Below are 24,919 nucleotides of genomic sequence, written 5' to 3'. Positions count from 1 at the left end.
GTAAACAAGAAACCCGCGCCATTGCGCGGGTTTTTTTATGCTCGTAGCAAGGCGCCCCAGGACAGACAAGGACCAAACCCATGAGCCAGCAAGTCGTTATTTTCGATACAACCTTACGTGATGGTGAACAGGCATTGCAGGCGAGCCTGAGTGTGAAAGAAAAGCTGCAAATTGCGCTGGCCCTCGAACGTATGGGTGTTGACGTGATGGAGGTGGGTTTCCCTGTCTCTTCACCCGGTGATTTTGAGTCCGTACAAACCATCGCGCGCACCATAAAAAATAGCCGCGTCTGTGCTCTGGCCCGCTGTGTTGAGAAAGATATCGACGTTGCAGCAGAGTCGCTGAAGGTGGCCGAAGCCTTCCGCATTCATACGTTTATTGCCACCTCACCGATGCATATCGCTACCAAGCTGCGCAGCACGCTGGACGAAGTCATCGAACGCGCGGTGTATATGATCAAGCGCGCCCGCAATTATACCGATGATGTGGAATTCTCTTGTGAAGACGCTGGCCGTACGCCCATTGCCGATCTGGCTCGCGTGGTAGAAGCCGCGATAAACGCAGGTGCGAAGACCATCAACATCCCGGACACCGTCGGCTACACTATGCCGTTTGAGTTCTCCAACATCATTACCGGTCTGTACGAACGCGTACCCAACATCGATCAAGCCATCATTTCCGTTCACACTCACGACGATTTAGGCCTGGCCGTCGGCAACGCCATTGCCGCCGTTCATGCAGGTGCCCGTCAGGTAGAAGGCGCCATGAACGGGATTGGCGAGCGTGCGGGGAACTGTTCGCTCGAAGAAGTGATCATGGCGATTAAAGTGCGTAACGACATTATGAATGTGCAGACCCGCATTAATCACAATGAAATCTGGCGTACCAGCCAGACCGTCAGCCAGATTTGCAACATGCCGATTCCAGCGAACAAAGCAATTGTTGGCACTGGCGCGTTCGCCCACTCCTCTGGAATCCACCAGGACGGCGTGCTGAAGAACCGCGAAAACTACGAAATCATGACGCCGGAGTCCATCGGCCTGAATCAGGTGCAATTGAACCTGACCTCCCGTTCTGGTCGTGCGGCGGTAAAACATCGCATGGAAGAGATGGGTTACAAAGAGACCGACTACAACATGGATCACCTGTATGACGCGTTCCTGAAACTGGCTGATAAAAAAGGTCAGGTGTTCGATTACGACCTGGAAGCGATCGCGTTCATTAACAAGCAGCAGGAAGAACCTGAACATTTCCGCATGGATTACTTCAGCGTGCAGTCAGGCTCCAGCGATATCGCCACCGCCTCCGTCAAACTGGCCTGCGGCGATGAAATCAAAGCAGAAGCCGCGAACGGTAACGGCCCGGTAGATGCCATTTATCAGGCAATTAACCGCGTCACCGGTTACGACGTCGAACTGGTCAAATATGATCTGAGCGCGAAAGGACACGGCAAAGATGCGCTGGGTCAGGTGGACATCGTTGTTACCTATAACGGTCGCCGTTTCCACGGCGTTGGCCTGGCAACGGACATTGTGGAATCGTCTGCCAAAGCGATGGTGCATGTGCTGAATAACATCTGGCGCGCCGCAGAAGTCGAGAAAGAATTGCAACGCAAAGCTCAGAATAAAGAGAACAATAAGGAAACCGTGTAATGTCGAAGAATTACCATATTGCTGTGTTGCCGGGCGACGGAATTGGCCCGGAAGTGATGACACAAGCCCTGAAAGTCCTGGAAGCTGTACGCACACGTTTCGCGATGAAAATCTCGACCAGCCATTATGATGTGGGCGGTATCGCGATTGATAACCACGGCACGCCGCTGCCGAAAGCCACGGTTGAAGGCTGCGAAAATGCGGATGCAGTCCTGTTTGGTTCCGTCGGCGGCCCGAAATGGGAACATCTGCCACCTGCCGGACAACCTGAGCGCGGCGCGTTATTGCCGCTGCGTAAGCACTTCAAATTATTTAGCAATCTGCGCCCTGCAAAACTGTATCAGGGCCTGGAAGATTTTTGCCCGTTGCGTGCCGATATCGCCGCTAACGGCTTCGACATTCTGTGCGTGCGCGAATTAACCGGCGGTATCTACTTCGGTCAGCCAAAAGGGCGCGAAGGCAGCGGTCAGCACGAAAAAGCGTTTGATACCGAGGTGTATCACCGTTTTGAAATCGAACGAATTGCGCGTATTGCGTTTGAGTCTGCACGCAAACGCCGTCACAAAGTGACCTCCATTGATAAAGCCAACGTCCTGCAGTCCTCCATTTTATGGCGTGAAATCGTCAATGAAATCGCCAACGAGTACCCGGACGTTGAGCTGGCGCATATGTACATCGACAACGCCACCATGCAGCTGATTAAAGACCCGTCGCAGTTTGACGTCCTGCTGTGTTCTAACCTGTTTGGCGATATTCTCTCTGATGAGTGCGCAATGATCACCGGCTCGATGGGCATGTTGCCATCCGCCAGCCTGAACGAAGAGGGTTTTGGTCTGTACGAACCCGCGGGCGGTTCGGCTCCGGATATCGCGGGCAAAAATATTGCTAATCCAATCGCGCAGATCCTGTCACTGGCGCTGCTGCTGCGCTACAGCCTGGATGCAAACGATGCAGCAGATGCGATTGAAAACGCCATTAACCGCGCGTTAGAAGAAGGCATCCGTACCGGCGATTTAGCGCGCGGCACGGCGGCAGTCAGTACCGATGAAATGGGCGATATCATTGCCCGCTATGTCGCAGAAGGGGTGTAATCATGGCCAGGACGTTATACGAAAAACTGTTTGATGCGCATGTCGTTTACGAAGCGTCAAACGAAACCCCGCTGCTGTACATTGATCGCCATCTGGTGCACGAAGTCACCTCTCCGCAGGCATTTGACGGCCTGCGGGCGCACAACCGCCAGGTTCGCCAGCCAGGCAAAACCTTCGCGACCATGGATCACAACGTTTCCACCCAGACCAAAGATATTAATGCGTCTGGTGAAATGGCTCGCATCCAGATGCAGGAACTGATCAAAAACTGCAACGCGTTCGGCGTTGAACTGTACGACCTGAACCACCCGTTTCAGGGCATCGTCCACGTAATGGGCCCAGAACAAGGCATCACATTGCCGGGTATGACTATCGTCTGCGGCGACTCCCATACCGCCACGCACGGCGCGTTTGGTGCGCTGGCGTTTGGTATTGGTACCTCTGAAGTTGAGCACGTTCTGGCGACGCAAACCCTGAAACAGGGACGCGCGAAGACCATGAAAATCGAAGTCAAAGGCCATGCCGCACCGGGCATTACCGCCAAAGATATCGTTCTGGCGATCATCGGTAAAACCGGTAGCGCAGGCGGAACGGGCCATGTCGTCGAGTTCTGCGGCGATGCGATCCGCGCGCTGAGCATGGAAGGCCGCATGACCCTGTGCAACATGGCGATCGAAATGGGCGCGAAAGCGGGCCTGGTTGCGCCAGATGACATCACATTTAACTATGTGAAAGGGCGTCTGCACGCGCCGAAAGACAATGATTTTAATGATGCAGTAGAGTACTGGAAAACCCTGCAAACGGACGAAGGCGCCATCTTTGATACCGTTGTCACGCTGCAGGCCGAAGAGATCGCCCCGCAGGTCACCTGGGGAACCAACCCAGGTCAGGTGATTTCCGTGAACGATAATGTTCCCGATCCGGCCTCGTTTGCCGATCCGGTTGAGCGCGCCAGCGCCGAAAAAGCACTGGCCTATATGGGCCTGAAACCAGGTATTCCGCTGACGGAAGTGGCGATCGATAAAGTCTTTATCGGCTCGTGCACCAACTCCCGTATCGAAGATTTACGCGCTGCTGCCGAGATTGCCAAAGGCCGCAAAGTGGCACCTGGCGTGCAGGCGTTAGTTGTTCCAGGATCTGGCCCGGTGAAAGCGCAGGCGGAAGCAGAAGGTTTGGATAAGATCTTTATTGAAGCCGGTTTTGAGTGGCGCCTGCCGGGCTGTTCCATGTGTCTGGCAATGAACAACGACCGCCTGAATCCGGGTGAACGTTGCGCCTCGACCAGCAACCGTAACTTCGAAGGCCGTCAGGGCCGTGGCGGACGCACGCATCTGGTCAGCCCGGCAATGGCAGCGGCAGCGGCTGTCACCGGTCATTTCGCCGATATTCGTGTTTTAAAATAAGGAGACAATCATGGCAGAGAAATTTACCCAGCATACAGGCCTGGTTGTCCCTCTGGACGCGGCAAACGTGGATACTGACGCCATTATTCCAAAACAGTTTTTGCAGAAAGTCACCCGCACCGGCTTTGGTGCGCACCTGTTTAACGACTGGCGTTTCCTTGACGATCAAGGTCAACAGCCGAATCCAGAATTCGTGCTGAACTTCCCGGAATTTAAAGGCGCTTCGATTCTGTTAACGCGTGAAAACTTCGGCTGCGGTTCATCTCGTGAGCACGCTCCGTGGGCGCTGACAGATTACGGCTTTAAGGTCGTCATCGCGCCGAGTTTCGCCGATATCTTTTACGGCAACAGCTTCAACAACCAGCTGTTACCCGTGACGCTGAGTGACGAGCAGGTCGACGAAATGTTCGCGTTGGTAAAAGCCAATCCAGGCATCACGTTTGAAGTGGATCTGGAAGCGGAAGTCGTCAAAGCGGGCGATAAAACTTATGCCTTTAGCATTGATGCATTTCGTCGCCATTGCATGATCAACGGTCTGGACAGCATCGGACTGACGTTACAGCATGAAGATTCTATTGCAGCCTACGAGAACAAGCAGCCTGCATTTATGAACTAAAGCGAATGGCCCGCGACGAGCGGGCCATTGATTAGCGTGCAAAACCAGGCTTTAAACTTCCCCTTCTCATTTCACACATCCTTCACGCGACAGGTTAGCGCCAGCGTTAGCAGAGAAATCGCCGCAATCACCCAGTACACCGCAAAATGCCCGTAGCTTTGCACCAGCGCGCCCTGAATCACGCCCGCCAGGATCACGCCGGTTGAAATACTGTTGGTGAAAAGCGTCGTCGCTGACCCGGCTCTTCCGGGCATCAGGTCCTGGAACCACAGCATGCCGATCCCGGCGACAATCCCGATGAAAATAGCGTTAAACAGCTGGAGGGCCAGCAGCGCCTCGCGGCTGTGAAACAGAATTAAACCGAGATAAAACAGTACCCCTGCCGCAACCGCCACCACCATCATCCGGCGTTTACCAAAGCGTTTGACGTAATAACCCGCCAGGATCATCGCCGGAATTTCCAGCCCGGCCGCCGTACCCATCAGGATCCCCGCCAGTTTGTCCGGCAAACCCAGATCGCTACTGATCCACAGCGGCATGTCGATGATGTACATGGTGTTGCAAGTCCACATCAGCGTCGAGGCGATAAACAGCATGCGCACGTTTTTATTCTGCCAGCCGCTAATCTGCGTCACGGGCTTATCCGTCGCCTGCTCTATCCGGGCAACCGACGGCAGCACGCACGCAATCAGCACCAGACTGATGGCAAAAATCCCCGCCGCGATAGAGAACATCATGGTAAAACCGTAATTCAGAGCGAGCATAAACGCCAGCGGCGGGCCGATGACCCACGCCAGGGAAAGCTGCGCACGCATTACCGAGCTGAACATCACCACTTCACGCGCCGAGTTATCGGCATACTCGCGCGCCAGAGCAAAGAGCTGCGGCATGGCCGTATTGGCCAGCGATGCCAACAGCACGCCGCAGGTGATAAGCGTCAGATAATGGCGGTTGAACGCGAACAACAGCGCGTTGCCGACCGCCATCGCGCAGCAAAACAGAATCAGCTTGCGGCGATCGCCTTGGCTGTCCGAGCGTTTCGCCAGCCACAGGCTCACCAGAATCCCGGCGATGGCGTTGACGGTATAAAACAGCCCGACCCAGAACGGCTGTGCGCCGACTTCGCGGCTCAGGAACAGGCTCAGCGTCGGCGCCTGAAGCGCTCCCGCCACGCCCATCATAAACGCCACCAGCATAAAAGCGGCGTACACCCCATTGAGGCGGCGGCCCATCGTCATCAACCAGAGCATGCGCAGATCCTTGTTAAAGCGAAGAATAAACAGGTGGAATAGTAAACGAAAAAAGCCAGCAAAAACATTTTGCTGGCGGGTGATAAGCACCAATACTCAGTCACACATGATCGAGGCAAGTCAGCGTTCAGAAGTCGTTTGCGTAACCTCCCACTGCATCAATTCTTCCAGCATTTTCAGCCGCTGCTCGGCGCACTGGCGGGCCAGCCAGGACACTCCTTTTGTCGCTAAAAAGTACTGCTGATAAAACTGACGTGCGGTTGACCTCTTCATCATTCACTCCCTTGCTTCATCGGAAATGATTATTGGCTTAATATAGGGATTAATAAATTGATGATTTTTTGGCAGGAGTTCCCCTTTTATGGCGTCAGGTCGTCTGCAACAACAATTCATCCGCCTCTGGCAGTGCTGCGAAGGTCAGGAGCGGGAGACCACGCTCAACGAGCTGGCTGAACTCCTGAACTGCTCACGCCGTCATATGCGCACGCTGCTCAACACCATGCAGCAGCAGGGCTGGCTCAACTGGGAGGCCGAAGCCGGGCGCGGTAAACGTTCGCGCCTGACGTTCCTCTATACGGGACTGGCCCTGCAACAACAGCGCGCCGAGGATCTGCTGGAGCAGGATCGTATCGATCAACTGGTGCAACTGGTCGGCGATAAGGCTGCAGTGCGTCAAATGCTGGTCTCACATTTAGGCCGTAGCTTCCGCCAGGGACGCCATATTCTGCGCGTTCTCTACTATCGCCCGATGAAAAATCTGTTACCCGGCAGCGCATTACGTCGATCCGAAACGCACATGGCACGACAGATCTTTAGTGGTCTGACGCGCATAAATGAGGAAAACGGGGAACTGGAAGCCGATATCGCCCACCACTGGCAACAGCTTTCGCCCCTGCACTGGCGCTTTTTTTTACGTCCAGGCATTCATTTTCATCATGGCCGTGAGCTGGAAATGGGCGATGTTATCGCGTCGCTGCAACGCGCCCGCGAGCTGCCGCTCTATTCGCATATCTCACGCATCCATTCACCGACAGCCTGGACGCTGGATATCGAACTTTCGCAACCCGATCAGTGGCTGCCGTGGTTGATGGGCTATGTGCCGTCGATGATTTTGCCTCACGAGTGGCAATCGATGCCCCAGTTTGCCAGCCAGCCTGTTGGCACCGGTCCTTACGCGGTGACGCGTAACAACAATAATCAGCTCAAGATCCGCGCTTTTGATGATTACTTTGGTTATCGCGCACTGATTGACGAAGTGAATGTCTGGGTGCTGCCCGACATCAGCGAAGAGTTCAGCCCTGGCCTGACGCTGGAAGGCCCCACCGAAGGCGAGAAAGCGGTTGAGAGCCGCCTTGAAGAGGGCTGTTATTACCTGCTGTTTGATGCCCGAACGCATCGCGGAGCCAGCCGTGAGGTGCGCCAGTGGGTGAGCCAAATTCTCGCCCCTGCCAATCTGATTTATCAGGCGGAAGAGCAGCACCAGACTTACTGGTTCCCGGCGTATGGGCTCCTTCCTCGCTGGCACCATGCCCGTCCAGGGCGCGGCGAGAAACCCGCCGGGCTGGAATCCATCACCCTGACCTATTATCGCGAGCACGTTGAACACCGTTTTATTGCCCGAATCATGAGCAAACTGCTGGCCGCAGAGGGCGTGAAGCTCGAGATTCAGGAAGTGGAATACGATGAGTGGCACCGCGGCGAAGCGGTGAGCGATATCTGGCTCAACAGCGCCAATTTCACCCTGCCGCTCGACTTCTCCCTGTTCTCGCATCTGTTTGAAATCCCGCTTATTCAGCACTGTATTGCTCGCGACTGGCAGCAGGACGCAGCACAATGGCGCGCCGGAGAGATGAATCTCGCCGTCTGGTGTCAGCAGTTGCTGTCGCAGCAGGCGATGGTTCCGCTTATCCACCACTGGCTGATGATCCAGGGGCAGCGCAGTATGCGCGGTTTGAGAATGAATACCTTAGGCTGGTTTGACTTTAAATCGGCCTGGTTTGCACCGCCGGAACCATAACACTTTCGTAATATTCACCAAATCATTACACTACTGCTGTTCTCAACGGGGTGCTGCATCGACGATGTGCGCTGAGATAATACCCGTCGAACCTGATCCGGATAACGCCGGCGAAGGGATTTGAGGCTGTCGCTCAAAATCCTTTGCCACTCAACTTTGAGGTGCAAAGTGTTAAAAAAAGTTCTCCCCCTGCTGGCGCTGTTTGCGCTGCCTGTTTTTGCCAAACCCGTCTTAACGGTCTACACCTACGACTCCTTCGCCGCTGACTGGGGCCCTGGACCGGTCGTCAAAAAAGCCTTTGAGGCCGACTGTAACTGCGAGCTGAAATTCGTGGCGCTGGAAGATGGCGTCTCGCTGCTGAACCGTCTGCGCATGGAAGGTAAAAACAGCAAAGCCGACGTGGTGCTGGGTCTCGATAACAATCTGCTGGACGCGGCCTCACAAACCAAACTGTTCGCCAAAAGCAGTGTGGCGAACGATGCGGTTAACGTTCCCGGCGGCTGGAAAAATGACACGTTCGTGCCGTTCGATTACGGCTACTTCGCGTTTGTGTATGACAAAAATAAGCTGAAAAATCCGCCAAAGAGCCTGAAAGAGCTGGTTGAGAGCGACCAGAAATGGCGCGTGATTTATCAGGATCCGCGCACCAGCACGCCGGGTCTGGGCCTGCTGTTGTGGATGCAAAAAGTCTACGGTGACAAAGCGCCAGAAGCATGGCAGAAGCTGGCGGCGAAAACCGTTACCGTCACCAAAGGCTGGAGTGAAGCCTACGGCCTGTTCCTTAAGGGCGAAAGCGATCTGGTTCTGAGCTACACCACCTCTCCGGCGTATCACATCATCGAAGAGAAAAAAGACCATTACGCGGCGGCGAATTTCTCTGAGGGGCACTATTTGCAGGTGGAAATGGCCGCACGTACGGCAGCCAGCAAACAGCCTGAACTGGCTGAAAAGTTCCTGAAATTTATGGTCTCACCGGCATTCCAGAATGCGATCCCAACCGGCAACTGGATGTATCCGGTAACCAACGTGACGCTGCCTGCAGGTTTTGATCAGCTGACCAAACCACAAACCACGCTGGAATTTACCCCGCAACAGATTTCCAGCCAGCGCGCCGCATGGATCAGTGAATGGCAACGCGCCGTCAGCCGCTGATCCCCGGCTGGCTGATTCCTGGGCTGATTGCCGCCATTTTGATGGTGGTCGTCAGCCTGGGCGCATTTCTGGCGCTGTGGTTTAACGCACCTGAGAGCGATCTCGTCGCGCTTTGGCATGACAGCTATCTCTGGCATGTCGTGCGTTTCTCTTTCTGGCAGGCGTTTCTCTCTGCCCTGCTCTCCGTTGTACCGGCGATTTTTCTGGCTCGCGCCCTGTATCGACGCCGCTTTCCCGGCAGGCTAATCCTGTTGCGCCTGTGCGCCATGACGCTGATTTTACCGGTGCTGGTCGCCGTCTTCGGCATTCTGAGCGTTTATGGACGACAGGGTTGGATCGCCGCGCTGCTCAACGTTTTCGGCATCGAGTGGACCTTCTCGCCTTATGGTCTGCAGGGCATTTTGCTGGCCCACGTCTTTTTCAATATGCCGATGGCGACGCGACTGTTTTTACAGGCGCTGGAAAATATCCCTGGAGAACAGCGCCAGCTCGCCGCACAGCTCGGTATGCGCGGCTGGACGTTCTTCCGTTTTGTTGAATGGCCGTGGCTGCGCCGCCAGATCCCCCCGGTTGCCGCATTGATTTTCATGCTCTGTTTCGCCAGCTTTGCGACGGTATTGTCGCTGGGTGGTGGGCCGCAGGCGACAACCATTGAACTCGCGATTTATCAGGCGCTGAGCTTTGACTACGATCCGGGCCGAGCGGCGATATTGGCGATGGTTCAGATGTTCTGCTGTCTGGGGCTAGTGCTACTTAGCCAGCGCCTGAGCAAAGCCATTGCAGTGGGCAGCCATCAGGTCAGCGGCTGGCGAGACCCGCAGGATCGCTGGCGCAGCCGCATTACGGACATCACGCTCATCGCGCTGGCGTTGCTGCTGTTGCTCCCGCCACTGCTCGCGGTGGTGGTGGATGGACTCAATCTGAATGTGATTTCCGTGCTGCAACAGTCGGTACTGTGGCAAGCAACGGGCACCTCGCTGCGGATTGCACTTGGTGCCGGTTTGCTGTGTGTCTTACTGACCATGATGCTGCTGTGGAGCAGCCGTGAGCTGTACGCGCGCCAGGCCAGAGTCGCCGGACAGGCGCTGGAGCTCAGCGGCATGCTGATTCTGGCGATGCCAGGCATTGTTCTGGCGACCGGTTTCTTCTTGCTGTTTAACAGCACTGTCGGCCTGCCAGAGCACGCGGACGGCATCGTGATTTTCACCAACGCGCTGATGGCAATACCCTACGCGCTCAAAGTGCTGGAAAACCCGATGCGCGACGTCAGTTCCCGTTACACGCTGCTTTGTCAGTCATTGGGAATGCGCGGCTGGCGGCGGTTGAAAGTGGTCGAACTCCGCGCACTTAAACGCCCCATTGCCCAGGCGCTGGCCTTTGCCAGCGTGCTGTCGATTGGCGATTTCGGCGTCGTGGCGCTGTTTGGCAATGACGATTTCCGCACGCTGCCGTTCTGGCTCTACCAGCAAATCGGCTCCTATCGCAGTCAGGATGGCGCAGTCACCGCGCTGCTACTCCTTCTGCTGTGCTTTACCTTGTTCACTGTTATCGAAAAACTTCCGGGGCGTGATGCTAAAACTGACTGATGTAACCTGGCTTTACCAGCACCTGCCGATGCGTTTTACTCTGACCGCGCAGCAAGGGGAGATAATCGCGATCCTCGGTCCCAGTGGGGCGGGGAAAAGCACATTGCTCAATTTGATTGCCGGTTTCCTGCCGCCCGCGCGCGGGGAGATGACGATTAACGGTCAGGATCATACCCACACGCCGCCCTCGCAGCGTCCGGTGTCGATGCTGTTTCAGGAAAATAATCTGTTCACCCATCTGACGGTCCGCCAGAACATCGGGCTGGGAATGGATCCGGGACTGAAACTGACGGCTGCGCAGCGCGAGAAGCTTGAAGACATCGCCCGACAGATGGGGCTGATGGATTTTATCGATCGCTTGCCGGGAGAACTGTCCGGCGGACAGCGTCAGCGTGTGGCGCTGGCGCGCTGCCTGGTTCGGGAGCAGCCGATTTTACTGCTTGATGAGCCGTTCTCGGCGCTCGACCCGGCGCTGCGACAAGAGATGCTGCAGCTGGTCAAAGACGTGTGTACGAAGAAACAACTCACGATGCTGATGGTGTCGCACAGCGTGGAAGACGCCGCCAGAATTGCGCCACGCTCCGTGGTGATTGCCGACGGACGCATCGCCTGGGACGGCGAGACTCAGGCGCTGCTTAGCGGAAACGCGAGCGCCTCAGCGCTGTTGGGGGTACATTCGCAGCCGGTTAGATACTGAGTTGTCTGATGCCCTCACCCCGACCCTCTCCCACAGGGAGAGGGAGAAAACTGCCTACGTGCACACAGGGAGAGAGAAAATCGCCGTCATGCGCACAGGGAGAGGGAGAAAACTGCCTACGTGCACACAGGGAGAGAGAAAATCGCCGTCATGCGCACAGGGAGCGGGAGAGAACCATCGACGTGCGTACGGGAAGAGAAAAAACCGCCGTCATGCGCAGAGGGAGCGGGAGAGAACCATCGACGTGCGCACGGGGAGAGGGAAAACCACGAACGGAAAGAAGAAAATTACCGGCTGACCACCTTCAGTAAAATCTCACCGTATACCGGCATCAGCGGATGACGAATCAGCGATACCAGCGCTACCACGGCAACGCCCAGCAGTAACGGTGCCAGCCAGATCAAACGACTGCGCGGCAGGTAGTGCGTCAGACGATCCGTTCCGGCTTTCGCGTTGCGCCATAAACGCCAGCACAGCCAAACCCCGACCCACATCATCAGCGCGGTGGCTAACAGCAGCCATTTGAAGTGACCGCTTTGGGCATCAACAGGAATATCGGTCGCCGCACCGGCCAGGATCCCAGGCAAGAAATAGATCGGCGGCCAAAGGATGCAGCCGATGACGTTTGGCAGAATAAATTTGGCGACCGGCAGATCCAGCATCCCGGCAACCATCGGCACCAGCGGACGTGTCGGGCCGACAAATCGCCCCACTAAAATGGTAAACATGCTGTGCTGATGCAGAGCGTGTTCCGTTTTATCGAGCAACGCTTTGTTCTTTTTCATGAAGGACCAGCGGTGCAGAGGCTTTTTGAAGCGCCAGCCCAGCCAGAACGACAGCCAGTCGCCCAGCAGACAACCTATAATCCCGGCCACCCATGCTTGCCAGAAGTTAACCTCCCCGCTGCCAATCAGGGCGCCAAGTCCCGCCATCATGACTGTCCCGGGTAAAATCAATCCCACCAGCGCCAGCGATTCCAGAAAGGCCACCAGCGCGACAGCAATCAGCGAATACGCGACGGATTGAGTAATAAAATGTTCCAGCAATGCCTGCATAACGATTCCGGTCAGATGACGAAGCAGGGATTCTGCGAAGAGCTTCCTGCCGCGTCAAGACAACAATTGTCTGAATAGTTTACTGGTTGCTGCCGGACTTCACCTGCTTGTTTAATTTTTTTTACCGTTTATTCACATCCGGCGCGGAATTCGCTTGGGCTGGCACCGGTACATTTTTTGAATACGCGCGAAAAATAGAGCTGATCTTCAAAGCCCACGTTGCGCCCGACGGTGGCGATCGGCATTCGCGTAGTGCTGAGTAACAGTTTGGCCTGACTGATGCGCTGATCCTCTCGCCAGCTCAACACGCTGACACCAAGCTGCTGGCGAAACAGGTGCGACAGACGCGATGGCGAGAGGCACACGTGCTGGGCGACACCGGCAATATCAAACTGGCTGTCCGCCAGATGGTCGCTGATGTACTGGCACGCGTCGCGCACGCGGTGATCCAGCGGCGGGTTAAGCGATTCGTTAATCGCCTCCATGCGCCGTAGCAGCAGTTGTTCCAGCAGATTTATCGCCAAAAGTTCGGCGTAGCGCCCGCCCACCTGCGCATCAATAATCTGGGCAAACAGTTCGCGAAACTGCGCCTGGTGCGCCTCATCAGGACGATAATAACCGGTGTGCGCAAAAATTGCCGGCCACGCCAGCCACTCCTGCCAGTAAGCACGCGGGCGGAAATAGACCCACTGGTGATACCACTCTTTGGCGTCCGGATGACGTCCGTAGTGATGAACTTCTCCCGGTGGAAACAGCAAAATATCCCCCGGACGACAGACAAATTGCTTGTCGTTATTCTGGATAACCCCTTCGCCACGCACGGTGATATTCAGAATGTAACCCTTCATTCCCAGCGGTCGATCGACAAAAAAGTCGAGGTAACCGTCGGCTTCAATGGGGGTCAAACCCGCGACCAGATGGGCGTTGAAGGAGTAACCCGGCAGCAAGGGATCGTTTTGTATTTCGGCCATAAATTGGTGACTCCCAACGGTCAAGAAGGAAACAAATTGTCCATATCGAGAAAAGCAGTCTAAAAACGGGGCGTTAAAAGACGTTTATCGCATCCCCGCGCTTTCCGATCCGCCTTAATTCAGCATTTACCCCAGATTTATCCGCTACTTCAGGTGAAACAGCAGTAACAAAAGTGTCTATAACTACGGCAGAAATGTCCACATTGATTATTTGCACAGCGTCACACTTTCAACCTTAACAGCAATTTAGTCCATAAGATTAGCGGATCCTGCCTGACGATTTTTTCCCTCAATCTCTAATGTTGATTCATACCCGTTTTTTGATGGAGCAACAGAAATGGCAATTGCGATTGGCCTCGATTTTGGAAGTGACTCGGTACGCGCTCTGGCGGTGGAGTGTCGTACGGGTCAGGAAATAGCGACCAGCGTCGAATGGTATCCGCGCTGGCAAGAGGGGCGTTACTGCGATGCGCCAAATAATCAGTTCCGCCATCACCCGCGTGATTACATTGAATCGATGGAAGCGGCGATCAAAACCGTGCTGGCCGAGTTAAGCGAAGAACAGCGTGCGCAGATTGTCGGAATCGGCGTGGACAGCACCGGCTCAACGCCTGCGCCTGTCGATGCTGAAGGCCGCGTGCTGGCGCTGCGTCCTGAATTTGCCGATAACCCGAACGCCATGTTCGTGCTGTGGAAAGACCATACCGCGGTCGAAGAAGCCGAAGCCATCACCCGTTTGTGCCATCAGCCGGGCAAAGCCGACTACTCGCGCTACATCGGTGGGATTTATTCCAGCGAATGGTTCTGGGCAAAAATCCTGCACGTCACCCGCGCGGACCCTGCCGTAGCGCAAGCTGCTGTCTCCTGGATTGAACTGTGCGACTGGGTTCCGGCGCTGCTGTCCGGCACAACGCGACCTGAGGATATCCGCCGCGGGCGCTGCAGTGCAGGGCATAAATCGCTCTGGCACGAAAGCTGGGGCGGTCTGCCGCCTGCAGCGTTCTTTGATGAGCTCGACCCGATTATCAACCAGAACCTGAAATACCCGCTCTTTACCGACACCTTCACCGCCGATATCCCGGTAGGCACGCTCAACGAAGAGTGGGCGCAACGCTTGGGTCTGGCGCAAAACGTCGCGATTTCCGGCGGGGCGTTCGACTGCCATATGGGTGCCGTTGGCGCTGGCGCGCAGCCGAATACGCTGGTCAAAGTGATCGGCACATCAACCTGCGACATTTTGACCGCCGATAAAGCTACCGTGGGCGACCGCGCGGTGAAAGGCATTTGTGGCCAGGTTGACGGGAGCGTTGTCCCTGATTTTATCGGTCTCGAAGCCGGGCAGTCCGCCTTTGGCGATATCTACGCCTGGTTTGGACGTGTGTTGGGCTGGCCGCTGGATCAGCTGGCCGCAACGCATCCGGAGCTGAAACCGCAAATTGATGCCAGCAAAAAAATGCTGCTCCCGCAGCTCACCGAGGCGTGGGCAAAAAATCCGTCTCTTGATCATCTCCCGGTGGTTCTCGACTGGTTTAACGGTCGCCGTACCCCGTTTGCCAACCAACGTCTCAAAGGGGTGATTACCGATCTCAACCTGGCAACCGATGCGCCTGCGCTGTTTGGCGGCCTGATTGCGGCAACCGCGTTTGGGGCGCGCGCGATTATGGAGTGCTTCACCGAACAAGGTATCGCCGTAAACGAGGTGATGGCGCTGGGCGGTATCGCCCGTAAAAATCAGGTGATCATGCAGGCCTGCTGCGACGTCCTGAATCGTCCGCTGCAAATTGTCGCCTCCGATCAGTGCTGCGCGCTGGGTGCGGCGATTTTTGCCGCCGTCGCGGCAGGCGTGCACGCCGATATCCCGACCGCACAGCAGCACATGGCGAGCAAAGTAGAAAACACGCTTCAGCCGCGCCCTCAGCAAGCACAACGCTTTGAACAACTTTATCAGCGCTACCTGCAATGGTCGAAAAGCGCTGAACAACACTATCTCCCTGTCGCCGCCCCCGCCAAAAACAGCGCGGAAAAACCGACAACCCTGACACATTAAGGACACGATAATGACCATTTTTAATAATTATGAAGTGTGGTTTGTGATTGGCAGCCAGCATTTATACGGACCAGAAGCGCTGCGTCAGGTGACTCAACACGCGGAACACGTGGTTAATGCGCTGAACGCAGAAGCCAAACTGCCGTGCAAACTGGTGCTGAAACCGCTTGGCACCACGCCAGACGAAATCACCCACATTTGCCGCGACGCCAATTACGACGATAAATGCGCCGGTATGGTGGTGTGGCTGCATACCTTCTCTCCGGCCAAAATGTGGATTAACGGCCTGACCATCCTCAATAAACCACTGCTGCAGTTCCATACCCAGTTCAACGCGTCCCTGCCATGGGATAGCATCGATATGGACTTTATGAACCTGAACCAGACCGCACACGGCGGCCGCGAGTTTGGTTTTATCGGTGCACGTATGCGCCAGCAGCACGCGGTAGTGACCGGTCACTGGCAGGACAGCCAAGCGCAGAAACGTATCGGTTCCTGGATGCGTCAGGCCGTGTCTAAACAAGATACCCGCCATCTAAAAGTGGTGCGTTTCGGCGATAACATGCGCGAAGTGGCCGTCACCGACGGCGATAAAGTCGCCGCGCAGATCAAGTTTGGCTTCTCGGTGAATACCTGGGCGGTTGGCGATCTGGTGCAGGTGGTGAATGAAATCAGCGATGGCGATGTGAGCGCACTTGTCGATGAATACGAGAGCAGCTATCGCCTGACCGCGGCCGCTCAGATTAAAGGCGATAAACGCCAGAACGTGTTGGATGCTGCGCGTATTGAGCTGGGCATGAAGCGCTTCCTTGAACAGGGCGGTTTCCATGCGTTCACCACCACGTTTGAAGATCTCCATGGCCTGAAACAGCTTCCTGGCCTGGCGGTACAACGTCTGATGCAGCAAGGCTACGGCTTTGCGGGCGAAGGCGACTGGAAAACCGCCGCCCTGCTTCGCATCATGAAGGTGATGTCGACCGGTCTACAGGGCGGCACCTCATTTATGGAGGATTACACCTACCACTTCGAGAACGGCAACGATCTGGTGCTGGGCTCGCACATGCTGGAAGTGTGTCCTTCGATCGCCGTTGAAGAGAAACCGATCCTCGACGTGCAGTACCTGGGCATCGGCGGCAAAGCCGATCCGGCACGCCTAATCTTCAACACCCGCACTGGCCCGGCGATTAACGCCAGCCTCATAGACCTGGGCGATCGTTTCCGCCTGCTGGTGAACTGCGTCGACACCGTCGAAACCCCGCACTCTCTGCCGAAACTGCCGGTGGCAAACGCGCTGTGGAAAGCCCAGCCGGATCTGCCGACTGCATCCGAAGCGTGGATCGTGGCCGGTGGTGCGCACCACACCGTCTTCAGCCATTCGCTGGACCTGAACGATATGCGCCAGTTCGCTGAACTGCACGACATCGAGCTGACCGTTATCGACAACGATACCCGTCTGCCAGCGTTTAAAGACGCGCTGCGCTGGAACGAAGTGTATTACGGTTCAAAACGTTAACAGGGAACCTTTAGCCTGCCGCAGGGCGGGCTTTTTTTCCTGGAGGATTGCATGTTAGAAGATCTCAAACGTCAGGTACTCGACGCGAATTTGGCTCTGCCAAAACACAACCTCGTCACGCTGACCTGGGGCAATGTGAGCGCCGTCGATCGTGAAAAGGGTGTATTTGTCATCAAGCCGTCCGGCGTGGATTACACGGTGATGACCGCCGACGATATGGTGGTTGTCAGTATTGCGACCGGTGAAGTAGTGGAAGGCAACAAAAAGCCCTCCTCTGATACACCGACCCATCGCCTGCTGTATCAGTCATTTCCCTCGATTGGCGGCATCGTGCACACGCACTCTCGCCACGCCACTATTTGGGCGCAGGCCGGGCTTTCCATTCCGGCGACGGGCACGACGCACGCGGACTATTTCTACGGTGCGGTGCCCTGCACGCGTAAAATGACCGACGGCGAAATCAACGGCGAGTACGAATGGGAAACCGGCAACGTGATTGTCGAGACCTTTGAAAAACAGGGACTCGATGCCGCACAGATGCCGGGCGTGCTGGTGCACTCTCACGGCCCGTTCGCGTGGGGCAAAAACGCCGAAGACGCGGTACATAACGCCATTGTGCTGGAAGAGATCGCCTATATGGGTATCTTTACGCGGCAACTCTCTCCGCAACTACCCGATATGCAACAAACGCTGCTGGATAAACACTATCTGCGTAAACACGGCGCGAAGGCCTATTACGGCCAGTGATCGCGCCCTCTCCCCGTGAGAGGGCTGCAAAACGCACGCCATAATACCTGTATAAAATCCCAGCATAAAAACCTTAACCAGGCTATAATCAGGCCTGGTTTTGTTTGATGGGATAACGGCGTGGCGCAGGCGCAAGAAGGCTTTTTACTGACCCGGCACTGGCGGGATACCCCGCAGGGCACCGAGGTCGAATTCTGGCTGGCGACGGATACCGGCCCGCTAAACGTGACGCTGCCGCCGCAGGAGTCCGTGGCGTTTATCCCGGAACAACACGTCGAAAAAACGAAGGAGGTGCTGCGCGGTGAGAACGGCTGGCGCATCACGCCGCTGGACCTGAAAGATTTCCACCGCCAGCCCGTATACGGCCTTTATTGTCGCGCCCATCGCCAGCTGATGCGTTACGAAAAGCTGCTGCGCGAAGCAGACGTTATCCTGTATGAAGCGGATATCCGCCCGCCTGAACGTTTCCTGATGGAGCGTTTTATCACCGCCCCCGTTTGGGTCGACGGTACCCCGCAGGGCAGCAAGCTCACCAACGCCCGCCTGAAACCCAATCCACATTATCGTCCCCCGTTAAAATGGGTGTCGCTGGATATAGAAACCACGCGCCACGGCGAGCTGTACTGCATCGGGCTGGAAGGCTGCGGGCAACGCATTGTGTATATGCTTGGGCCGCCAAACGGCGATGCGTCCGGGCTGGACTTTGAGCTTGAGTACGTTAACAGCCGCCCGCAATTACTCGAAAAACTGAATCAGTGGTTTGCCAGACACGATCCCGATGTGCTCATCGGCTGGAACGTGGTGCAGTTTGATTTGCGCGTCCTGCAAAAACACGCCGAACGCTATCGCATTCCGCTGGTTCTCGGGCGCGGCAATAGCGAGCTTGAGTGGCGAGAGCACGGTTTCAAGAACGGCGTGTTTTTCGCCCAGGCGAATGGCCGTTTGATCATCGACGGTATCGACGCGCTGAAATCGGCTTTCTGGAGTTTTTCCTCTTTCTCGCTGGAGGCGGTGTCGCGAGAGCTGCTCGGTGAAGGGAAATCGATCGATAATCCGTGGGATCGCATGGATGAGATCGACCGGCGCTTTCACGAAGATAAACCGGCGCTGGCCACTTATAACCTGAAAGACTGCGAGCTGGTAACGCGCATTTTCCACAAGACGGAGATTATGCCGTTCCTGTTAGAGCGCGCGACCGTCAATGGTCTGGCGGTCGATCGTCACGGCGGTTCGGTCGCCGCGTTTGGTCACCTCTATATTCCCCGTATGCACCGCGCTGGTTACGTCGCCCCCAATCTTGGCGAAGTCCCTCCCCAGGCCAGCCCTGGCGGCTATGTCATGGACTCCAGGCCTGGGCTGTATGACTCGGTTCTGGTGCTGGATTATAAAAGTCTGTATCCGTCGATCATTCGCACGTTCCTGATCGATCCGGTCGGTCTGGTGGAAGGCATGGCGCAGCCCGACGAGGCGCACAGTACCGAAGGATTTTTAGGCGCACGATTTTCGCGCGAGAAAAACTGCCTGCCGGAGATCGTCAGCCAGATCTGGCATGGCCGCGAAGAAGCCAAACGTCATAGCAATAAGCCGCTCTCCCAGGCGCTGAAGATCATCATGAATGCTTTTTACGGCGTGCTGGGTACCAGCGCCTGCCGCTTCTTCGATCCGCGTCTGGCCTCGTCGATCACTATGCGTGGACACGAAATTATGCGCCAGACCAAAGCGCTGGTGGAGTCGCAGGGCTATGACGTGATTTACGGTGATACCGACTCGACGTTCGTCTGGCTAAAAGGCGCGCACAGCGAAGAGGACGCCGCCAAAATCGGCAAACATCTCGTCTCTTTCGTGAACGACTGGTGGCACAATCATTTGCAAAAAGAGCGCTTAACCAGCGCGCTGGAGCTGGAATTCGAAACCCATTTTTGCCGGTTTTTGATGCCCACGATCCGCGGTACGGAACAGGGCAGCAAGAAACGGTACGCGGGGTTAATTCAGGAAGGCAAAGAGCAACGCATGGTATTTAAAGGCCTGGAAACCGTGCGCACTGACTGGACGCCGCTGGCGCAGCAGTTCCAGCAAACGCTATATCTGCGCGTGTTTCGCAACGAACCGTATCAGGATTACGTCCGCGAGACGATTGCCAGCCTGATGGCCGGCGAGCTGGATAGCCAACTGGTCTATCGCAAGCGCCTGCGTCGCCCGCTGGAAGAGTACCAGCGTAATGTGCCCCCGCACGTTCGCGCAGCGCGTCTGGCGGATGAGGAAAACGTGCGCCGTGGCCGCGCGCCGCAGTATCAAAATCGGGGGACCATTAAGTATGTGTGGACCACCAGCGGCCCGGAGCCGGTGGATTATCAACAGTCGCCGCTCGACTACGATCACTACCTCACGCGACAGCTTATGCCCGTCGCCGATGGAATTTTACCTTTCGTCGACGATGATTTTGCTACACTCATGACAGGACAACTTGGGCTATTTTGACGCGTGACGAAAACGCCGTCATCCAGTACCATAGCGCCCTTTCCATTCCCGGACCCATTTTTCGATGGCCGTCATTCTGCGACGGCGGTTGAACTATTGCCTGCAATTAAAGATTAGAGCCGAACAACTATGCCTTTTACACTTGGTCAACGCTGGATCAGCGATACAGAAAGCGAACTCGGATTAGGAACAGTAGTGGCGCTGGATGCGCGAATGGTCACTATTATGTTCCCTGCAACCGGTGAAAACCGTCTGTATGCACGCAATGACTCCCCTGTTACCCGTGTCATGTTTAATCCGGGCGACACCGTTACCAGCCACGAAGGCTGGCAGCTGAAGATTGAAGACGTAAAAGAAGAGAATGGGCTGCTCGCCTATACCGGAACGCGTTTAGATACCGAAGAAGCAGACGTCATGCTGCGCGAAGTAATGCTCGATAGCCGTCTGGTATTCAGCAAACCACAGGATCGCCTGTTCGCCGGTCAGATTGACCGCATGGACCGCTTCGCACTGCGCTATCGCGCGCGCAAATTCCAGAGCGAACAGTACCGCATGCCGTGGAGCGGCCTGCGTGGACAGCGCACCAGCCTGATTCCGCATCAGCTCAACATCGCTCACGACGTGGGGCGTCGTCACGCGCCGCGCGTGCTGCTGGCGGACGAAGTAGGCCTGGGTAAAACCATCGAAGCGGGCATGATTTTGCACCAACAGTTGCTGTCGGGTGCCGCGGAACGTGTGCTGATCGTGGTGCCTGAAACGCTACAACACCAGTGGCTGGTCGAAATGCTGCGCCGCTTTAACCTGCGTTTTTCCCTGTTCGATGACGAGCGTTATGCCGAAGCCCAGCACGACGCTGAGAACCCGTTCGAAACCGAGCAACTGGTGATTTGCTCCCTGGACTTTGTGCGTCGTAGCAAGCAGCGGCTTGAGCATCTTTGCGATGCTGAGTGGGATCTGCTGGTCGTCGATGAAGCGCACCATCTGGTCTGGAGCGAAAACGCCCCAAGCCGCGAGTACATGGCGATTGAACAGCTGGCGGAGCGCGTCCCGGGTATTCTGCTTCTGACGGCAACGCCAGAACAGCTGGGTCTGGAAAGCCATTTTGCGCGCTTGCGCCTGCTCGATCCAAACCGTTTCCACGATTTTGACGTGTTTGTTGAAGAACAGCAGAATTACCGTCCGGTGGCCGATGCGGTCGCTCTACTGCTGGCTGGCAAACATCTTTCCAACGATGAGCTTAATACATTGAGCGATTTGATTGGTGAGCAGGATATTGAGCCGCTTCTGCAGACGGCCAACAGCGATCGTGATGGCGCTGAAGCCGCGCGTCAGGAACTGGTTTCCATGCTGATGGACCGCCACGGCACCAGCCGCGTGCTGTTCCGTAACACCCGTAACGGTGTCAAAGGTTTCCCAAAACGCGAACTGCACACCATCAAACTGCCGCTGCCGACGCAGTATCAGACGGCGATAAAAGTTTCTGGAATTATGGGTGCGCGTAAAAATGCTGAAGAGCGCGCTCGCGATATGCTCTATCCGGAGCAGATTTACCAGGAATTTGAAGGGGATACCGGAACCTGGTGGAACTTCGATCCACGCGTTGAATGGTTGATGGGTTATTTGACCGCCCATCGCTCGCAGAAAGTACTCGTGATTTGCGCCAAAGCAGCCACCGCGCTACAGCTGGAACAGGTCCTGCGCGAGCGGGAAGGTATTCGCGCGGCGGTGTTCCACGAAGGGATGTCCATCATCGAACGTGACCGCGCGGCGGCATGGTTTGGCGAAGAAGACAGCGGCGCACAGGTTCTGCTGTGTTCCGAAATCGGTTCAGAAGGGCGTAACTTCCAGTTCGCCAGCAAACTGGTGATGTTTGATCTGCCGTTTAATCCGGATCTGCTGGAGCAGCGTATTGGCCGCCTGGACCGTATTGGTCAGGCGCATGATATTCAAATCCACGTCCCGTACCTGGAAAATACCGCGCAGTCCGTGCTGGTGCGTTGGTTCCACGAAGGGCTGGATGCGTTTGAACATACCTGCCCGACCGGACGCACCATTTACGATCAGGTGCATAGCGATTTGATTGGCTACCTGGCATCGCCGGAAAATACCGACGGCTTTGACGATCTGATCAAAACCTGTCGCGAAAAACACGATGCGCTGAAGATTCAGCTGGAACAGGGCCGTGACCGCCTGCTGGAGATCCACTCCAACGGCGGCGAGAAAGCGCAAGCCCTCGCAGAAAGCATTGAAGAGCAAGATGACGACACCAGCCTGATCAGCTTCGCGATGAACCTGTTTGATATCGTGGGGATTAATCAGGACGACCGTGGCGAAAACATGATTGTTCTGACGCCATCAGATCACATGCTGGTGCCTGATTTCCCAGGCCTGCCGGAAGATGGCTGCACCATCACCTTTGAGCGTGATGTGGCACTTTCTCGTGAAGACGCACAGTTCATTACCTGGGAACACCCGCTGATTCGTAACGGCCTGGATCTGATTTTGTCCGGTGATACCGGGAGCAGCACCATTTCGCTGCTGAAAAACAAAGCCCTGCCGGTGGGGACTTTGCTGCTTGAGCTGATCTATGTCGTTGAAGCGCAGGCACCGAAACAGCTGCAACTTAACCGCTTCCTGCCTGCAACGCCGGTGCGCCTGATGCTGGACAAAAACGGCACCAACCTGGCGACTCAGGTGGAGTTTGAGAGCTTTAACCGTCAGTTGAGCGCGGTGAATCGTCATACGGGCAGCAAGCTGGTGAATGCCGTTCAACAGGACGTGCACGCCATTCTTCAACAGGGCGAAGCGCAGATTGAGAAAGCCGCACGAGCGCTGATCGATTCCGCACGTCGTGAAGCTGACGAGAAACTTTCGGCGGAACTTTCTCGCCTGGAAGCGTTAAGAGCTGTGAACCCGAACATCCGTGACGACGAACTGGCTGCTATCGAGAGCAACCGTCAGCAGGTGCTCGAAAGCCTGGATCAGGCGAGCTGGCGACTGGATGCGCTGCGTCTGATCGTTGTGACGCATCAATAAACGGAGCGCGACATGATCATGGAGACCTACAATCCGCCAATGGACCCCTGGTTGGTCATTCTGTATCAGGATGACCATATTATGGTGGTCAACAAGCCGAGCGGCTTGTTGTCCGTGCCGGGCCGTCTGGAGGAGCACAAAGACAGCGTGATGACCCGCGTGCAACGCGATTATCCGCAGGCTGAATCTGTGCATCGTCTGGATATGGCGACCAGCGGTGTGATTGTCGTGGCTCTGACCAAAGCCGCCGAGCGCGAACTGAAGCGTCAGTTCCGCGATCGCGAGCCGAAGAAACAGTACATCGCGCGAATCTGGGGACATCCGGAAAAAGCGGAGGGGCTGGTAGATTTACCCCTGATCTGTGACTGGCCGAACCGACCAAAGCAAAAAGTGTGCTTTGAGACCGGCAAAGCCGCGCAGACGGAGTATGAAGTGTTGGAGTATGCGCCGGATAACACCGCGCGCATTTTGCTTAAGCCGATTACGGGACGTTCGCATCAGCTGCGTGTGCACATGCTGGCGTTGGGTCATCCGATTCTGGGGGATCGTTTTTACGCGACACCGGACGCGCTGGCAATGGCGCCGCGTTTACAGCTGCATGCTGAAATGCTGACGATTACCCATCCGGCGTTTGGCACGTCGATGACGTTTAAAACGCCTGCCGACTTTTAATGTCCGCCCGGTTTTTACCGGGCAGACACCGCATTATTTAAAGCCTTTCTGCTCTTTAATCAGCTCGTACGCTTTCTGAATTTCCTGCGCTTTCTGCTTCGCCATTTCCATCATTTCCGGTGGCAACCCTTTAGCAACCAGTTTATCCGGGTGATGTTCGCTCATCTGCTTGCGATAGGCGCGCTTAATGGTGGTCGCATCGTCAGTCGGCTTAACGCCTAATACGTTGCAGGCATCTTCCAGCGTTGGGCCACGCTGCGCCTGTTGCCAGCCGCCGCCCGCGGATTGCTGCTGTTGCTGATAGCCTCCGCCAAACTGCGCTCCGCCCTGCATCATGCGCAAGAACTGATCGAACTGCATACGGGAAATACCCAGCTCTTCAGCAATCACATACAGTACGTCTCGTTCGTTCGGATGCAGTGAGCCGTCGGCAAACGCTGCCTGAATCTGGATTTCCAGAAACATCCTAATTAAATCAAAGCGCCCGAAGCAGACGCTACGGAACTGACGCATTTTCTCGCGCAGCGGGTAATTATCCGCTTTACCGATGCGAAAGGCGTTTTGCGCCGCCACACGAGATTCACCGTGCAGACTCATGCGATCCATGAATACGCTGGCGATCTGAATGTCGGCTTCTGTGACCCGTCCTTTCGATTTGGTTAAATGCCCCATCACCTCGAACGTGGTGGCGAAAAACAGCGCCTGACGCTCGCGTTGGTTGGCAAACATCGCAATTTTGCGACTGCGCGCTTTATCAAACATATGGCCAATAATGAGGCCCAATAAGACGCCCCAAAATCCTGCGCCCATCAATAATGCGAATGCGACGCCAATTATTTTACCCCAATACTGCATATACTCCCCGTACGGTCATGTTCCTGGTCCGACTCAACTCCATTATCTCAGTGGTCGAGCCACGGTCAATTGAGGGACATC

Annotated in this window: 19 protein-coding genes and 1 riboswitch; of the genes, 14 read left to right on the top strand and 5 right to left on the bottom strand. The window is 55.8% G+C overall.

Annotated features, from left to right (window positions below; genetic code table 11):
• Positions 1-80: 80 nt before the first annotated feature.
• Genes leuA through leuD form a run of 4 tightly spaced genes read left to right on the top strand, consistent with a single transcriptional unit; the run spans position 81 to position 4,762 of the window.
• Entirely contained in the window at positions 81-1,652 is a 1,572-nt protein-coding gene (leuA, locus tag ACKI5T_RS08535) for a 2-isopropylmalate synthase (RefSeq protein WP_407437023.1), read from the top strand.
• Entirely contained in the window at positions 1,652-2,743 is a 1,092-nt protein-coding gene (gene leuB / locus ACKI5T_RS08530) for a 3-isopropylmalate dehydrogenase (protein ID WP_407437022.1), read from the top strand. The genes leuA and leuB overlap by 1 nt, the downstream gene beginning before the upstream one ends.
• Before the next feature lie 2 nt (positions 2,744-2,745).
• Positions 2,746-4,146, top strand: coding sequence for a 3-isopropylmalate dehydratase large subunit (gene leuC, locus ACKI5T_RS08525; RefSeq protein ID WP_407437020.1), 1,401 nt, complete (start codon positions 2,746-2,748; stop codon positions 4,144-4,146).
• A 10-nt stretch (positions 4,147-4,156) separates the two neighbouring features.
• Positions 4,157-4,762 (top strand): 3-isopropylmalate dehydratase small subunit, encoded by a 606-nt coding sequence (gene leuD / locus ACKI5T_RS08520; protein ID WP_059180134.1) that lies wholly within the window; start codon positions 4,157-4,159, stop codon positions 4,760-4,762.
• A 71-nt stretch (positions 4,763-4,833) separates the two neighbouring features.
• Here the strand turns inward: leuD and ACKI5T_RS08515 are convergent, their stop codons facing one another.
• Together ACKI5T_RS08515 and sgrT are read right to left on the bottom strand one after the other, a co-directional pair.
• Positions 4,834-6,012, bottom strand: coding sequence for a sugar efflux transporter (locus ACKI5T_RS08515; RefSeq protein ID WP_407437018.1), 1,179 nt, complete (start codon positions 6,010-6,012; stop codon positions 4,834-4,836).
• Positions 6,013-6,132: 120 nt separating this feature from the next.
• Positions 6,133-6,285: a glucose uptake inhibitor SgrT gene (gene sgrT, locus ACKI5T_RS08510; RefSeq protein WP_012016026.1), complete on the bottom strand. Its 153-nt coding sequence runs from the start codon at positions 6,283-6,285 to the stop codon at positions 6,133-6,135.
• Between the two features lie 88 nt (positions 6,286-6,373).
• On the opposite strand from sgrT, the gene sgrR reads away from it, so the two are divergent.
• The 4 genes from sgrR (at position 6,374) to thiQ (ending at position 11,464) form a co-directional block, all read left to right on the top strand.
• The gene (gene sgrR, locus ACKI5T_RS08505; protein ID WP_186752459.1) at positions 6,374-8,029 is read left to right on the top strand and encodes an HTH-type transcriptional regulator SgrR; all 1,656 of its coding nucleotides are present in this window, start codon (positions 6,374-6,376) and stop codon (positions 8,027-8,029) included.
• Between the two features lie 36 nt (positions 8,030-8,065).
• Positions 8,066-8,166, top strand: a riboswitch (TPP riboswitch).
• Positions 8,167-8,197: 31 nt separating this feature from the next.
• A complete protein-coding gene (gene thiB, locus ACKI5T_RS08500; protein WP_407437016.1) occupies positions 8,198-9,181 on the top strand; it encodes a thiamine ABC transporter substrate binding subunit in 984 nt (327 codons plus the stop codon).
• Positions 9,157-10,767: a thiamine/thiamine pyrophosphate ABC transporter permease ThiP gene (thiP, locus tag ACKI5T_RS08495; RefSeq protein ID WP_407437014.1), complete on the top strand. Its 1,611-nt coding sequence runs from the start codon at positions 9,157-9,159 to the stop codon at positions 10,765-10,767. Before thiB ends, thiP begins: the two co-directional genes overlap by 25 nt.
• Positions 10,751-11,464 carry a thiamine ABC transporter ATP-binding protein ThiQ gene (gene thiQ / locus ACKI5T_RS08490; protein ID WP_407437012.1) on the top strand — a complete coding sequence of 238 codons (714 nt, stop codon included), beginning with the start codon at positions 10,751-10,753 and terminating at the stop codon, positions 11,462-11,464. Before thiP ends, thiQ begins: the two co-directional genes overlap by 17 nt.
• A gap of 287 nt (positions 11,465-11,751) precedes the next feature.
• Here thiQ and ACKI5T_RS08485 read toward each other — a convergent pair whose 3' ends face one another.
• Together ACKI5T_RS08485 and araC are read right to left on the bottom strand one after the other, a co-directional pair.
• Positions 11,752-12,519: a DedA family protein gene (locus ACKI5T_RS08485; protein WP_407437010.1), complete on the bottom strand. Its 768-nt coding sequence runs from the start codon at positions 12,517-12,519 to the stop codon at positions 11,752-11,754.
• A 128-nt stretch (positions 12,520-12,647) separates the two neighbouring features.
• Positions 12,648-13,490 carry an arabinose operon transcriptional regulator AraC gene (araC, locus tag ACKI5T_RS08480; protein WP_235134727.1) on the bottom strand — a complete coding sequence of 281 codons (843 nt, stop codon included), beginning with the start codon at positions 13,488-13,490 and terminating at the stop codon, positions 12,648-12,650.
• 337 nt (positions 13,491-13,827) lie between these two features.
• On the opposite strand from araC, the gene araB reads away from it, so the two are divergent.
• The 6 genes from araB to rluA all read left to right on the top strand — a co-directional run bounded on the left by araB (position 13,828) and on the right by rluA (position 23,983).
• Complete coding sequence (gene araB, locus ACKI5T_RS08475; RefSeq protein WP_407437008.1) at positions 13,828-15,537, top strand: ribulokinase; 1,710 nt, start codon at positions 13,828-13,830, stop codon at positions 15,535-15,537.
• A gap of 10 nt (positions 15,538-15,547) precedes the next feature.
• Complete coding sequence (gene araA, locus ACKI5T_RS08470; protein WP_012016018.1) at positions 15,548-17,050, top strand: L-arabinose isomerase; 1,503 nt, start codon at positions 15,548-15,550, stop codon at positions 17,048-17,050.
• Positions 17,051-17,101: 51 nt separating this feature from the next.
• A complete protein-coding gene (gene araD / locus ACKI5T_RS08465; protein WP_133631717.1) occupies positions 17,102-17,797 on the top strand; it encodes an L-ribulose-5-phosphate 4-epimerase in 696 nt (231 codons plus the stop codon).
• A gap of 120 nt (positions 17,798-17,917) precedes the next feature.
• Complete coding sequence (polB, locus tag ACKI5T_RS08460) at positions 17,918-20,275, top strand: DNA polymerase II (protein ID WP_407437005.1); 2,358 nt, start codon at positions 17,918-17,920, stop codon at positions 20,273-20,275.
• Between the two features lie 129 nt (positions 20,276-20,404).
• Positions 20,405-23,311, top strand: coding sequence for an RNA polymerase-associated protein RapA (gene rapA, locus ACKI5T_RS08455; protein WP_407437003.1), 2,907 nt, complete (start codon positions 20,405-20,407; stop codon positions 23,309-23,311).
• Positions 23,312-23,323: 12 nt separating this feature from the next.
• Positions 23,324-23,983, top strand: a complete 660-nt coding sequence (gene rluA / locus ACKI5T_RS08450; protein WP_407437001.1) for a bifunctional tRNA pseudouridine(32) synthase/23S rRNA pseudouridine(746) synthase RluA — start codon at positions 23,324-23,326, stop codon at positions 23,981-23,983.
• Positions 23,984-24,016: 33 nt separating this feature from the next.
• Here the strand turns inward: rluA and djlA are convergent, their stop codons facing one another.
• Entirely contained in the window at positions 24,017-24,838 is an 822-nt protein-coding gene (gene djlA / locus ACKI5T_RS08445; RefSeq protein WP_012016013.1) for a co-chaperone DjlA, read from the bottom strand.
• Positions 24,839-24,919 lie beyond the last annotated feature (81 nt).

The organism is Lelliottia sp., from assembly GCF_045627565.1.
Taxonomy (GTDB): domain Bacteria; phylum Pseudomonadota; class Gammaproteobacteria; order Enterobacterales; family Enterobacteriaceae; genus Enterobacter.
The sequence above is the reverse complement of the archived record's forward strand: the minus strand, read 5'-3'. Positions and strand labels throughout refer to the sequence as shown.

Coding starts and splice junctions, on each gene's coding strand:
- leuA (WP_407437023.1), top strand. CDS start 81: ATGAGCCAGCAAGTCGTTATTTTCGATACAACCTTACGTGATGGTGAA.
- leuB (WP_407437022.1), top strand. CDS start 1,652: ATGTCGAAGAATTACCATATTGCTGTGTTGCCGGGCGACGGAATTGGC.
- leuC (WP_407437020.1), top strand. CDS start 2,746: ATGGCCAGGACGTTATACGAAAAACTGTTTGATGCGCATGTCGTTTAC.
- leuD (WP_059180134.1), top strand. CDS start 4,157: ATGGCAGAGAAATTTACCCAGCATACAGGCCTGGTTGTCCCTCTGGAC.
- ACKI5T_RS08515 (WP_407437018.1), bottom strand. CDS start 6,012: ATGCTCTGGTTGATGACGATGGGCCGCCGCCTCAATGGGGTGTACGCC.
- sgrT (WP_012016026.1), bottom strand. CDS start 6,285: ATGAAGAGGTCAACCGCACGTCAGTTTTATCAGCAGTACTTTTTAGCG.
- sgrR (WP_186752459.1), top strand. CDS start 6,374: ATGGCGTCAGGTCGTCTGCAACAACAATTCATCCGCCTCTGGCAGTGC.
- thiP (WP_407437014.1), top strand. CDS start 9,157: ATGGCAACGCGCCGTCAGCCGCTGATCCCCGGCTGGCTGATTCCTGGG.
- thiQ (WP_407437012.1), top strand. CDS start 10,751: ATGCTAAAACTGACTGATGTAACCTGGCTTTACCAGCACCTGCCGATG.
- ACKI5T_RS08485 (WP_407437010.1), bottom strand. CDS start 12,519: ATGCAGGCATTGCTGGAACATTTTATTACTCAATCCGTCGCGTATTCG.
- araC (WP_235134727.1), bottom strand. CDS start 13,490: ATGGCCGAAATACAAAACGATCCCTTGCTGCCGGGTTACTCCTTCAAC.
- araB (WP_407437008.1), top strand. CDS start 13,828: ATGGCAATTGCGATTGGCCTCGATTTTGGAAGTGACTCGGTACGCGCT.
- araA (WP_012016018.1), top strand. CDS start 15,548: ATGACCATTTTTAATAATTATGAAGTGTGGTTTGTGATTGGCAGCCAG.
- araD (WP_133631717.1), top strand. CDS start 17,102: ATGTTAGAAGATCTCAAACGTCAGGTACTCGACGCGAATTTGGCTCTG.
- rapA (WP_407437003.1), top strand. CDS start 20,405: ATGCCTTTTACACTTGGTCAACGCTGGATCAGCGATACAGAAAGCGAA.
- rluA (WP_407437001.1), top strand. CDS start 23,324: ATGATCATGGAGACCTACAATCCGCCAATGGACCCCTGGTTGGTCATT.
- djlA (WP_012016013.1), bottom strand. CDS start 24,838: ATGCAGTATTGGGGTAAAATAATTGGCGTCGCATTCGCATTATTGATG.